A 12,646-nucleotide genomic window follows, 5' to 3' on the forward strand; every position below is an offset into this window, starting at 1 on the left:
AGTGCGCGATCTTAGCACAAAATAAATTGCCTGTCTCTAGTTTTACACAACCAGCAATACGACGACGCAGAAACGCGGGAGAGTGACGCGGGGACGCGGCGACGCGGGGAAAGAAAGACAGACAGTCAGTCTCTCTGTCTTTCCCTCGCCGCGTCGCCGCGTCCCCGTGTCGCCGCGTCGGCTTTCTCCCTCGCCGCCGCCTATTCGATGCGTGCGCGGTTTGGCCGGCCACTTGGGTCGCGCAGCCAGAACTGTCGGACATTCTCATCTGCCGGTTGCACGACATCGGCAGCCGCGCCGCAGGCAAACGGCGTCGCGGTGATGCGAATGTCATCGATGAACCAGCCCTGATAGCCATCAAGCACGCCGGTCGCTTCGTCAAAGCCCGCCTGGAACCGCAGCTTGATGCGCTGGCCGACGAAGTCGTCGAGGTTGACGATCACCTGACTGAAGACGCCTGCTTTGCCGCGCGCCGTCCACGCGAAACGGCTGCCGAGCGGATTGCTCGACGCCGAGGTCACTTTGCCGTCATAACCGCCGACCAGCATGCGCGAGCCGAGGTCTATCCAGGTTTCGCCATTGTCGCTCGACAGCTCCAGTATGCCGCCGTCAAAGCCCGGCTCGAAGTTGAAGATGTGATAAAACGACAAGCGCACGCTGCCGAGATTGCTGGGGATATTAAACGACTTCTTGGTGAAGAGCAGCGCATTCAGCGCGTCGTTCTCCGATTTGCCAGGGTCAACCACGTGATAAGACATGGTGCCGCTATGCGCAAAGCGGGTCGTCGTTTCAAAGCCCTTCTTCATCTTCCACTTGACGTTGCCGCCGTCAACATCGTCGTCAAGGATCGTCGTCGCCGTGCCGCTCGCTCGGCCCGCGCGAATGCGCACCGGCAGCTTGTACTTGCCGGCGCCGGTATTCACTTCCAGTTGCAATTGGGCGACGGAGCTACAACGCAACGCCGAAGGAATCTGCAACGCGAACGGCGCGCTCGAACTCTTTGACGCGCCCGGCGCAATCATGCCAATCGCATCGCCCGCCAGCGCGGCGTTGACAGTCTGGTTGCCGACCGTCAGCGACAAGCTGGCCCCGGTGACATCGGCGGCAGTAGTCGCCGACTGGTTGGCAATGGTTACGGTGATCTGCGCCTGTTCGCCGGGGATCAGCGCGGCATCGGTCGCGTTGTTGCTGTGCTTGACGCTGACGCCCGCCGACACGTCGCCAGTGTTGTCAATGGCGAGCACGGGCACGCCGGCCTCGTGCCCGTTGCTGACGACCAGCGCAAAGTCCTGGTCGAGCGCCCCGCCGGAATTCGGCACACCGTCGCCGGCGATCAGCGTCGGCTTGACACGAATCACGAACGGCCCGGTCGTGCCCGCGGGCAGACGCACGCCCTGCGTGTTGTTGAGAAAGTCTACCGTGCCGCCGGCCTGCGAATACTGGCCATTGAAATTGTTCGCCTGATAGACGACGCCGCCGATGACGACTTCGAGGTTAAGCTGATTGACGAACGGCGCGTTGCTGAACTCAGCGCCCGGCGCGTCTGTGTAGGCCAGCATAACGCGAAACTCTTTCGTCGGGTCGCTGATGACGCCGGTGATCTCGAACGGCGCGCCGCCCGATTGCGTGAAGGTGCGGTCGGGCGATTGGTCATAGAGAACGCGGTCTGTGGCTTCAAACATGCGCCCGATGTTGAGCAGGCCCCAGCCCTGGTGCGGCCCCGGCAGGCTGTCGTTGCCGAAATTGCCGCCGAGGTAGCTGGTCGAGTTGAGCAGCAGGGCCTTGACCATGGCCGGGCTAGGATCGTGGCTGAGCTGGCCGCGCAGCCACTGGAACGCCAGCGCCGCCGCGCCCGCCACCAGCGGCGTCGAGTGACTGGTGCCCGACGACCAGGTGTAGAGCTTCTGCCCTGTCGGGTAGTATTTATCACAGACGCCGAGGTTGTTGGGATTGGCGGCGTCGTAGATCGGGTCTTGCGAAGCCGCGCCGGTAATGTGCGAGCCGGGGGCGACCAGATCGGGCTTGGCGCGGCCATCTTGAATCGGCCCGAAGCCCGAGAAGAAGACCACGTCCTGCGCGTTGTCGGCGCTGACCTGGCTGAGGCCGCAGCCGTCGCGCTCGCTCGCCGAGCCGCGCACGTTCTCGCTCAGGCCGACGGCGATGGTATTCTTGGCGCTGCCAGGGATGGCGACCGACGCTGCCTTATCGCCGTTGTCGCCGTCGTTGCCCGCCGCAAACAGGATCACCATGCCCTGGTTGCCGTCTTGCAACGGGTCGGTATCGCGCACCAGATAATCATAGGTCGCGCAGTCGTCGCTGTAGAGGTTGCAGAAACCGTTATCCAGATTACAAGCGCCCCAGCTATTGCTGGAGATGCGCGCGCCGCTGCGATAGGCGTTCGCCAGCAGGTCGCCGTAAGAGAACTGCCCGAAGCTGCCATTGTCCTTGAAGACTTTCGAGATGCCGAGGCGCGCGAACGGCGCCGCGCCGAGGCCGTAGGAATAACCGCTGGCATCGTTATAAGCGGTGCCCGCCTTGTTGTTGAAGCCGGCGGCGATTGAAGCGTTGATCGTGCCGTGGCCTTCCGGGTCGTGGGTCGTCGCGGTGTGCGCGTCGCCGCTGAAATCCGCGAGGTAAGCGATGCGCGACAGGCCCGCCGCGTCGGTAAAATCGGCGTGCATCTTGGCCGGGTCGTCCGAGCCGATGTCGAAGCCTGTGTCGGAGATGTCAATGGCAAAGTTGAAATCACTGGTGAAGCCGAGCGAGTTCAAGAAGGCCAGATAGCCGGGCGCGCTCGGGCGGCTGAAGAAGACATTATTGACCGTCTCGTTGGTCAACTGGCCGGCGGCAATCTGGTTGGCGCGCTCGTCCATCGGGTGCGGCTCGGACCACGGCTCGATGCCGAGGACGTCCGGCAGTTGCGCCCAGGCTTTGACGTTGAGCGCTTCGGTCAGCACCTTGACGTGCAGCTTGCCTTCGGTTCGGTACTCGGGCATCAGCACGGCGCGCGACGCCGACTTGATCCGCGCCACGGTCGCTTCGGCTTCGGGCGTGTCGAGCACGGTGACGGTCATGCCGGTCTGCGCGATGGAGTCGAGCTTGATGTGCGGATCGATCTTGTAGGCCGGGTGATAAGGCCCATCCCATTGCACGACATCACCGCGCTGACGCAACGCGCCGAGGCGGTTGATCTGCGCCGTCGAGCCCCAGACAAGGTAAGCATTGTTCGGGACGTAACCGACGACGCGCACGCCGGTCGAGCGGACGGCGGCCAGCGCTTCGGGCGTCGGCGGCCCGAACAACTGCACCAGGCGCAGGGCGTGCGCCGCCCCCGCGGTCTGTCGCAAATCGTCGGCGACCACGGGCTCCTGGCCTGTGGTGTCAATCTGCCCGCGCTTGAGCATCACGAGGTTCAAATCGTCGCGCAGCTGCGCCCGCTCAAGCGCCTGCGGGGCAAGCCGGTCGAGCGTCTCGCTGCTGACTTCGACCACCGAATAAGCGTTAAAGCGGCGCGCTTTGGCGATGACGTGGGCGTCTTGCAAGGCTTGCTGAAGCTCGCGGTCGGCGTTCGGGATGACGAGCTTATGGCGTGCGCCAGGGCTGCGGTAAGCGAGCGGCGTCGCCGTCGCCGCGCCGCGCTTCTGTGACGGCTGCTCGACGACTAACTTGGGCTTCTGCTGCCCGCTGTCAGAGCGCGTCGGCAGCGCGCCGACCACGGCGACCAGCAGCAATAGGACAGTAACCAGCGATGATTTCAACCAGAATGCTTTCATCAAACGACTCCTGAAAATGAGTGGGTGTTTCCATCCACGCCTTGCTCGCACGGAGCGAGGCGAACCGAAGGGCGCACGGATTATCAACAACAAGCTGATTAGGACGAGGAAGAGGCTCGATCCGGCCTGCCATCGAGCGCGTCACGTTGATCAGCCATTACAATGAAGAGCAACAATAACTTTATCGTATCTCGGCGCGCTGTCAAGGATTTGCATCATGGTTTATTGCGCGTCGCTCGAACCGCAATCAAAAAATTACAAACCTTGTCTTTGTTTGACAAACGCGCGCCGCGCGCCATACAATCGCCGACGAGTCAACACGTATGCCGCGCCACCCGCACATCCTCCGTCGCGCCGCCGGCAAGCTATTTGCCGCGCTGCCGGTCATCTTCGCCGCGGCAACTTTCGCCGGCGCGCAGCAGCGACCCTTGATCACCGAAGACGTTGATGTCGTCAAACCCGGCATCATCCGCGTCGAGACCGGCTTCGAGTTTTTGCAGGACATCAAGTTCCCGCTCTCCGGCCTGCGCGGCGACATGACGAAAGTGCTGGACACGCGCGTGAGCGTCGGCCTCTCGCCAATGGTCGAATTTCAGATCGAGTGGACGCCGCAGAATCTCTTATCGATTAGAGGCCACGGCCCGACGCCGCTCGACCTGAAGCTCGGCGCCAATCCCCGCGACACCAACGACGCGGGCGATGTCACTGTGTGGATGAAGATGAAGCTGCGCAACGAGACGCGCATCACGCCGTCGCTCGGCTTCCGCTTCGGCGTGCAGTTGCCGAACTCGAATCAAGCGCGCGGCATTGGCAGCAACACAACGAACTTTTACGCGACGATCAATGCCGGCAAGAAACTCGCGGGCGGGCGCTTGAACGTCTTCGGCAACCTGGGGGTGGGGATACTCGAAGCGCCGCTGTCGAACTTCACGCAGAACGACGTGCTGCTCTATGGCCTGGCGAGCATCTACCGGCTGAGCGACCGCGTCAACCTGGTCGGCGAAGTCAACGGCCAACATTCGACGCGCAAGCATGCGCCGCTCGGCACCGAAGATTACAGCGCCGCGCGGGTCGGCGCGCAGATTCGCGCCCTCGGCCTGCGCTTTAACGCCGCGGGGGTCTTCGGCCTGTCAGACCGCGCCCCGAAGACCGGCCTGGTAATCGGCGTCACCTATGACTGGCAGGCGTTCGAGCCGATCAAATAGCGGGCTCGCCGGCTAAAGGCAAAAGGCAAAAGTAAAAAGGCAAAAGTGTAGAGCCGGATTAAATAATTAGGATTGGCTATCTCTTTCACTCCCCTGCCTGACTTTTACCTTTTTACTTTTTACTTTTTACTTGAAAAACAGGAGGTAGGTAATGATTGCAGCTTTAGTGAAACGCAGTATCGTGGCTCTGTTCATTGTCGCAGGGATTCTGCTGGTGGCGTCGCATTCGCAGACGACGGGCGCGGCGACCCTTGCGGATGGCGGCGAGTTACAGCAGCCACAGCAGCCAAGCGCCGGTGGCGCGCAGCCGCAACAGCTCGCCGAAGAGCGCTTCAAGAACATTCAAATCTTCAAAGGCCAGCCGGCTGGGAACGTCATGCGGGCGATGGGATTCTTCACCCGCTCGCTCGGCGTCGAATGCTCGTTCTGCCATGTCCCGCACCAGATGGACAAGGATGACAAGGAAGAGAAGAAGTTCGCGCGCACGATGTATCAGATCGTCCAGTACGCCAACAAGTCCATCGGCAAGCCGCGCGTCTCGTGCTACACCTGCCATGCCGGTCACAAGGAGCCGGAAGTGCCTGCCGAGTTCAGCCACGCGACCATCGATGAGATGTTCAAGAAGGCCGCCGCCGAAAACAGCAAGCCGGCTGAAACCGTCTATAAGAACATTCAGGTCCTCAAAGGCCAGCCCGCCGGCATCGTCATGCCCGCCATGCGGTTGATCGCCAAAGAACTCGGCGTCAAATGTGACTTCTGCCACATCGTCGGCCAGTTCGACAAGGACGACAAGCCGCAGAAGACCACCGCGCGCCAGATGGTCGGCATGATGTACGGCATCGCCAAGGAGTTCACTCACGGCGAGGTGATGATCGGCTGCTACACCTGCCACAAAGGTCAGCCGCAGCCGGTCTCCTTCCCGCCGCAAGACACGGCCAAACCGGAAGAGAAGAAGTCTGAGGAGAAGAAGCCGAATCAATGATCGCGCTTTCAAGCCTGCGAGCCAGGCGGGCCATTGCGGAGGTCATCAGCTGTGCCTTCGCGCTCGTTTCGCTGGGCTACGCAGTCATCACCGCGCCGGGGCGTGGCAGCGACCTGGTCGCTTTTGCAGCCACCGGCAGAGAGTGGCTCACGGGCGCCTTCCAATTCGGAACGGCGCTCGTGCCGCTTTATCCGCCGTTCGCCGTGCCATTCATGGCGCTGCTCACTTTATTCCCCTCTGACGCCCTGGTAATCGCAGGGCTGCTGATCAACCTCGCAGCCACAGTTGCTGTCGTCTTGCTAACCGTCAAGCTCTACGGCGAGCACTGGCCCGCGCGCGTCTGGCTGTACCTCGCCGCCTGCCTGTTGGCATCGGCCCCTTATCGTGTCACGCTGCGGATGGGCCAGAACAGCCTGCTGATCACCGCTCTGCTGCTCGCCGCGCTGCTGGCATGGCAACGAAAGCAGCGCGTGCTATCCGGCGCATGCTTGGGATTGTCGCTGTGCAAGTACTCGTTGACCCTGCCTTTCCTGCTCTACTTCTTTTGGAAGCGCGAGTGGAAGGTCGCAGGCACTGCGCTGATTGTTATGGTCGTGCTGACGGAGATTTTCGCATGGCATCTGGGCATGACGTTCACGGCAGCCATCACCAGTTGGCTGCGCACCACCGCCGAGGTTCAGACTGCCGGGCAGACGGCCTTCACCGGCGCGACTGAGATCAAGCCGCTCATCTACAGCCTGACCGGTGAAAACATCGCGCTGACTTCAACGCTGACCATCGTGGTCGCGGTAATGGGACTTGCCGCGATGACGCTGGTCTTCGCACGCCGACCGCAAGCGGTCAATGTACACTTCGCCATCCTGGCGCTATATGCGCTGTGGATGGCTTACCACCGGACTTACGATTCAGTGCTGTGCATCCTGCCCGCCGCGCTGCTGATCGATTGGCTGTTGCGGGGAAGCTTTATCCGCTTCAGCCGTTTCTGGCTGGTCGGATTGGGACTGTTGATCATCAGCCTCCCAGGGCTCTTGACTGAAAGACTGGGGCTGAGTGAAGACCGCTTGGCGAACAACCTCGCGGGGCGGCTCGGACTGCACATTGAAAGACTGCTGGTCGTCGGCCTCTTCGTGTCGCTGCTCTTGCTGCTGTGGAGGTCGGACCCGTCGCCACAGACCGACGCGGCAAGCGGGCCTTTCGTCGCACTGGCCAATCAACGCGGATAGATGACGATCCGTCGCATAGGCTCGCTGCCTTTGCTTTCCGATTGCAGGCCGCTGCGCTCGATGTAGAGGTGTTGCAGGCGGCGGAGATGCTTGGGCTGCGGCGCTAGCTCGATGGGCCGCCGCTGCTCGACGACTTCGAGCACGGCGTCTTCGACCTCCTGCATAGCCGCGTCTTCGTCGGCGCTGGGGCGGGCCGCGCCATAGACCTCGCTCAAGAAATTCTCCATCTGCGGCAGCGTGTTGTTGCGCAGGATGTGAACTTCGACGTTGCGCCCGCGCGCTTCCCTCAGCTTCTGCGACTGTCGCTTGGCGTGCGACTTCAAAGTCAGGACGATATCGGCTTCGGCGATGTCGTTGGTGACGATGGCCGGAACGCCAAGCTCGCCAATGGCGCGCTCCAGGCGCTCGCGGCTGATGGCGTAAGGATAGATGCGCAGCCGCTTCTGTTTTCTCTCGCCCGGCGGTTCGCCGTCGCGTCGTGGTGGTGCCGGCTGGCGCTCGCGGTGCGGGCCGCCGTTGCGGGCCGCGCCGTCCGAGCGCGCCTGACCTTGCTCCGGCTCGGTGATCGTGAAGGCGCCGCCGTCCTGGCGCTCGCGTAATTCGGTGCGCGGCAGGTAGCCGCGCAGCATCGTGTCAACCGCGTCAGAGACATCGCGGTGAATCACCAGCAGGTCTTTGTGCTGAATCTCGATAAGAATGTCGAAGGTCGGCGGCGCTTTGCGCTCCAGCACCGTCTTCTGAGTGCCGCGCCGCCGCGCCTCTTCGTCCGATAGCGTCACCGGCTGAATGCCGCCGACCAGATCACTGAGCGTCGGGTTGATCATCAGGTTTTCGAGCGTATTGCCATGAACCGTAGCGATCAATTGCACGCCGCGCTCGGCGATGGTGCGCGCCGCGAGCGCTTCCTGCGCCGTGCCGATCTCGTCAATGACGATGACTTCGGGCATGTGATTCTCGACCGCTTCGATCATGATCTGGTGTTGATGCTCAGGGTCGGGAACCTGCATGCGGCGGGCGCGACCGATGCCGGGGTGCGGCACGTCACCGTCGCCGGCGATCTCGTTGGAGGTGTCAACGACAATGACGCGCTTGGCCAGGTCGTCTGCCAGCACGCGCGCCGCTTCGCGCAGCAAGGTGGTCTTGCCGACGCCGGGCTTGCCCATCAGCAGAATGCTTTTGCCCGATTCGACCATGTCGCGAATGATGTCGACGGTGCCGAAGATGGCGCGGCCGACGCGGCAGGTGAGCCCGACGATCTCGCCGATGCGGTTGCGGATGGCCGAGATGCGATGCAAGGTGCGCTCGATGCCGGCGCGGTTGTCACGCGTAAAGCGCCCGACGCGGCTCTCGACATATTTCAGGTCTTCGGGCGTCACGACGCCGTCGTTGAGGTAGCGGGCTTCGCCGGGATAGCGCGCTTCGGGCTGGCGTCCGAGATCGAGAACGACTTCGATGAGCGATTCGATCTCGCCCTGCCGGTGGAGCGCCTCGCGGATGTGCGGCGGCAAAACCATCAGCAGAAAGTCGAGGTTGTCTGTCGAGACGCGCTCCTGAGGATTGGTGATCGTCGCCACTGTCTGCTCCACTGAGGAAGATTGGAAGAGCCGGACTGCTCGCGGCTGCGCCCTGCCTTGAGTGTACAACAACAGCCCGCCGCCTGTCAGTCGGCGCACAGGAGTTGTCACACGGCCCGTTGATGAGTCCCATGATTTTGTAGCTCACCTCACCATGAAACGTTTTGCGGCGGCGCTTCATTAGCTGATGGAAGCGCACTTTCGCAGTGGCCACTCAGCGCCGGCCCAACCGCATCAGGCTTAGTCGGGCGACCTCCGGTTTCACACCGGGCGGGGCATCTTTGTCTGTAAAAGGAGGGGGAGTATGAAGCGACCGTTCGCACTCTGTTTGTTCAGCGTGACGCTGTTCGTCGTCGCGGTGTGGCAGTTGTCCGCCGCCGCCGCCGATGATTGCAAGGTCATCACCGGCGAGATTCTACTCCCGGAGATTTCAGGCGCGGCGATGCTGCCGGGCGACCGTCTGCTGCTGGTGGGCGACGACAAGACGGCTGTGTACTTGCTGGAAGGAGCCAGCAAACGCCTGCTCTCTCGGCAAGTGAAGGCTGAGGAATTCCAACCCCTGGCCTGCAACGTCAAGCTGGACGACCTGGAGGATGTGGCCTGGGATCGCGACTCGAGCGTTTACCTTGTCACTTCGCACAGCCTTAACCGCCAGGGAGAAAATAAGGACAAGCGCCACCGGATCGCTCTCTTGCAATTGAAGGATGGCAAGCCGCAAGGGGAGGTCGAAAAAGCCTCCGGGATGATTTCCCAGCTTTTGCCTAAGGAGTTGCAAAGCGCGGAAGCGCGCACGCCGGCTCAAGCCGGCTTTAACATCGAGGGCGCGGCCTGGAACGCGGAGGGGCATTTGCTGCTCGGGCTGCGTTCCCCCACCAGGGTCGTCGCAACCCCGGAACGCACCGATAAACTCTATGAAAACGCGATCATCTTGCGCCTGAAGAATCCCCAGAAGCTCTTCGGGTCGGCCGACCTTCCGGAGTTGAGTCAGGAAACGGTGAGCCTGGACGGGCGGGGCATTCGCGGCATGTATTACGACGACCAGTCGAAGGGCTGCTGGATTCTGGCCAGTCTGTCACCCGACCCGAACTACGAGCTACGCGACGCCTGGTCGTTGTGGTTCTGGGACGAGAAGAGACCACCCGCACAGGTCGAAGTCCCGCAGGCGGCGCTCATTCATTTACGCAAACCGGAAGCCGTGTGCCGGGTCATGATTGACAGCCATCCGTACTTGCTGCTGATCGAGGATGGCGACTCGGCCCGCTATGCCCTCTTCGCTGTTCCGGCACTGTCGAGCGGCCCGGCACCTGCCGGCAGCCATTGAGGGCCGCCGCGCCGCCAATCAGTCGAACCCCCCTGTCCTCTCTCACACGCCTTCTTACCTACCCTGAAGCGCCGACGGCATCATGGACCGCCGGCGCTTCAACGCTTGCGCTCAACGGAATAGCAGTTGCCTCTTCAAGTCACGCTCCTACTCAGATGGCTTGAGCGCCCCCACGGTTAAAACACGGTTTTGCACCCTGATAGCTCCCGCTGGCGAGATTTGAACCTGCTGCGCGCCGACACCGAGTAACGCGAAGTGTAAGTCGGCGGTTGCCATAATTTGTTACGTTATGTTGCGACTCAAGCCAACCCTGCCAGCTAAACCCGGCCGCCGCCAGCGCGGTTTTTCGATCATTGAAGTGGCGGTCATCTTGATGGTGATCGGCATTGCCGCCGCCTTCATCGTGCCGCAAGCGCTCTCATGGATGCGGCTCTACCGGCTGGGCGTCGGCTCGCGAAACGTCGCCACCGCCTTGCAGCGAGCCCGCTACCTGGCGACTTCAAACAACGCCCGCGCCGCGGTCACGATCTCGGAAGCCCATCGCCTGCGCGTCGAGCAATACGGTCAGATGGCCGGCGCCGAAGCTCAGGTGCTGACGGCCATCGAATTGCCTAACGGCATCACGATTGACGAGCAAGCGCCCAGACAGGTCGCCTTTGACGGGCGCGGCATCGTCACGCCTTTGCCGAACGAAGACCTGACCATCCGCGTCAACAGCGCCGACGGTTATTACCAGAATGTCGTCATCTCGCCGACCGGCCAGGTGACGCTCGCCGATCCGCAGAAAGACAAGAAGACCTGAGCGGCCCGCCGCCGCGCTTTGACCGCCTGACGATCAAAGCCTTGTGGGAGACGATATGAATCAAACGATTGCCCAGCAGACACACAGCGCCGCGCCGCGGGCCGGAGAGGCCGAAAGCGGCTTCACGCTGATCGAAGCGACCATCGCCATCTTCGTCACCGTCGTCGGCCTCATCAGCATGGCCGGCATGTTCACGATGGCGATGAAAACCAACGCCAGCTCGCGCAACATGACGACGGCGACGACCTTCGCGCAGGACAAGCTTGAACAGCTCGGCGCGGCGTCGTTCGAGCGGCTGGTTGATCCGTCAAAGATGCGGAACAATCCCAACAGCCACGGCGCCGATGACACCTACGCCGTCGGCGCGCTCGATCAAGACATCACGAGCGGCGGCATCGCCTACTACGACAAGATCATTCTCGCGGGCCGCGACGACGTCGAGCCTGAAGGCACGGTCACGGTGGTCCGCGCCGACGGCACGGCGGAAACGCGCCGGCCCGACGGCACGATCACGAGCAGCAATCCCTTCCCTGCCGAGCGCGTCACCTACACGCGCCGCTGGGCGATCATGTCGAGCGGCGAAGAGAATCCCGCCGACCGCCGGCTGACCATCGCCGTGCGCGTCAAGAGCGAGAACGCGCCGGTCGGCAAGACACCCGAACTGGTCGATCTGTACACGGTGATGACGCACCAATGAGGAGAGTCGCGATGAAGGCAAACGACACAAACGAATTGCGCAATCCGCAATCCGCAATCCGCAATCCGCAATCGGCGAGCGGCTTTTCGCTCGTCGAGCTGATGGTGGCGATGACTGTCTTCTTGATCATCGGCGGCGCGGTGGCGCTACTGCTGAGCAAGAGCCAGACGATCTTTCGCGCCGAGCAGGGCGTTTCCGAAATGGATCAGAACGCCCGCCTGATGATGGACTTTCTGACGCGCGACATTCAGCAGTCGAAAGAGAACGGCCTGGGACTCGGCCAGCGCTTCCGCACCATCTATTCCAAAGATGGCCTAGACGGCAAGACCGACGAGGTAACGATCATCACCGCCGATACGCAATCGAGGATTCCCACAGGCACGCTGCCGCTGGTTGCCGGCTGGGCAAGCCCATTTTCGGTCGGTGATCGTTACGTTGAGTTGTTGCCGGGCGGCTCGACGCGCCTCAAAGTCGCCGACATCGCCAGCGCCATCGCGCCGAACGAAGAATTTGTGATTACCGCCACAAGGCCCGACGGCTCGCTGCAATTCGATTTCATCAAAGCGCGCGCCGCGCAGGTGACGCAGGGCGGCTATCTCGGCCTCAGTTTCGACACCGTCGATCATCCGGGGGTGACGCCTGAAGTGCCGTTCGGCTCCGTCTACGAAAACGGCGGCTTCACGCTGCGGCCCGTAACCACCAAGCGCTACTTCGTTGATCGGGCGAACAAAGAGCATCCGCTCTTTACGCTGTCGGTCAGTGGCAGCAAGCCGATCACCATCGCCCGCAACGTCGTCGCCTTCCAGTTGCGCTACCTCGAAGTCCGCGACGGCGAAACCGAGGGCACCTGGGTTAAGCAGCAGAGCATCTCGCGCGAGTTCAAGACGCAGGCCATCGAGGTGACGATGACGGCGCGCACAGAGATCAAGAACGATGAGAAAGCCGAACGCCTGGTGACGCTCGCGAGCGTCGTCCGCCCGCGGTTGACGCCGGGCGGCGACTTCGGCTCGGCCGCGGGCGGCAGCAATCCGTCTTCGCCGGGCGGTGGGCCCGGCGTCGGTGGCGGGCC

Annotated in this window: 9 protein-coding genes; 7 read left to right on the forward strand and 2 right to left on the reverse strand. The window is 62.4% G+C overall.

From position 1 onward, the window contains the following. Positions 1-200: 200 nt before the first annotated feature. Positions 201-3,773, reverse strand: coding sequence for a S8 family serine peptidase (locus VJ464_26285; protein HKQ08658.1), 3,573 nt, complete (start codon positions 3,771-3,773; stop codon positions 201-203). 323 nt (positions 3,774-4,096) lie between these two features. Between VJ464_26285 and VJ464_26290 the strand changes: the two genes are divergently transcribed. The 3 genes from VJ464_26290 to VJ464_26300 all read left to right on the forward strand — a co-directional run bounded on the left by VJ464_26290 (position 4,097) and on the right by VJ464_26300 (position 7,183). Beyond that, the gene (locus tag VJ464_26290) at positions 4,097-4,978 is read left to right on the forward strand and encodes a hypothetical protein (GenBank protein HKQ08659.1); all 882 of its coding nucleotides are present in this window, start codon (positions 4,097-4,099) and stop codon (positions 4,976-4,978) included. Between the two features lie 151 nt (positions 4,979-5,129). Then, a complete protein-coding gene (locus tag VJ464_26295) occupies positions 5,130-5,960 on the forward strand; it encodes a photosynthetic reaction center cytochrome c subunit family protein (protein HKQ08660.1) in 831 nt (276 codons plus the stop codon). After that, positions 5,957-7,183 (forward strand): glycosyltransferase family 87 protein, encoded by a 1,227-nt coding sequence (locus VJ464_26300; GenBank protein HKQ08661.1) that lies wholly within the window; start codon positions 5,957-5,959, stop codon positions 7,181-7,183. The genes VJ464_26295 and VJ464_26300 overlap by 4 nt, the downstream gene beginning before the upstream one ends. Here the strand turns inward: VJ464_26300 and VJ464_26305 are convergent. Beyond that, positions 7,171-8,697 (reverse strand): R3H domain-containing nucleic acid-binding protein, encoded by a 1,527-nt coding sequence (locus tag VJ464_26305; GenBank protein HKQ08662.1) that lies wholly within the window; start codon positions 8,695-8,697, stop codon positions 7,171-7,173. The two genes, VJ464_26300 and VJ464_26305, sit on opposite strands and share 13 nt — an antisense overlap. 364 nt (positions 8,698-9,061) lie before the next feature. On the opposite strand from VJ464_26305, the gene VJ464_26310 reads away from it, so the two are divergent. The 4 genes from VJ464_26310 to VJ464_26325 form a co-directional block, all read left to right on the forward strand. Then, positions 9,062-10,078, forward strand: coding sequence for a hypothetical protein (locus tag VJ464_26310; GenBank protein ID HKQ08663.1), 1,017 nt, complete (start codon positions 9,062-9,064; stop codon positions 10,076-10,078). A gap of 289 nt (positions 10,079-10,367) precedes the next feature. Continuing rightward, positions 10,368-10,880: a GspH/FimT family pseudopilin gene (locus tag VJ464_26315; protein ID HKQ08664.1), complete on the forward strand. Its 513-nt coding sequence runs from the start codon at positions 10,368-10,370 to the stop codon at positions 10,878-10,880. Positions 10,881-10,935: 55 nt separating this feature from the next. After that, complete coding sequence (locus VJ464_26320) at positions 10,936-11,577, forward strand: hypothetical protein (protein HKQ08665.1); 642 nt, start codon at positions 10,936-10,938, stop codon at positions 11,575-11,577. Positions 11,578-11,588: 11 nt separating this feature from the next. Beyond that, positions 11,589-12,646 (forward strand): prepilin-type N-terminal cleavage/methylation domain-containing protein (locus tag VJ464_26325; protein ID HKQ08666.1); only part of this gene is annotated, 1,058 nt, incomplete at its 3' end.

This window comes from Blastocatellia bacterium (genome assembly GCA_035275065.1).
Taxonomy (GTDB): Bacteria; Acidobacteriota; Blastocatellia; order UBA7656; family UBA7656; genus DATENM01.

Bases quoted from the DNA above. Each gene is read 5' to 3' on its own strand.
- VJ464_26285 (HKQ08658.1), bottom strand. From the start codon at position 3,773: ATGAAAGCATTCTGGTTGAAATCATCGCTGGTTACTGTCCTATTGCTG.
- VJ464_26290 (HKQ08659.1), top strand. From the start codon at position 4,097: ATGCCGCGCCACCCGCACATCCTCCGTCGCGCCGCCGGCAAGCTATTT.
- VJ464_26295 (HKQ08660.1), top strand. From the start codon at position 5,130: ATGATTGCAGCTTTAGTGAAACGCAGTATCGTGGCTCTGTTCATTGTC.
- VJ464_26300 (HKQ08661.1), top strand. From the start codon at position 5,957: ATGATCGCGCTTTCAAGCCTGCGAGCCAGGCGGGCCATTGCGGAGGTC.
- VJ464_26305 (HKQ08662.1), bottom strand. From the start codon at position 8,697: ATGGTTTTGCCGCCGCACATCCGCGAGGCGCTCCACCGGCAGGGCGAG.
- VJ464_26310 (HKQ08663.1), top strand. From the start codon at position 9,062: ATGAAGCGACCGTTCGCACTCTGTTTGTTCAGCGTGACGCTGTTCGTC.
- VJ464_26315 (HKQ08664.1), top strand. From the start codon at position 10,368: ATGTTGCGACTCAAGCCAACCCTGCCAGCTAAACCCGGCCGCCGCCAG.
- VJ464_26320 (HKQ08665.1), top strand. From the start codon at position 10,936: ATGAATCAAACGATTGCCCAGCAGACACACAGCGCCGCGCCGCGGGCC.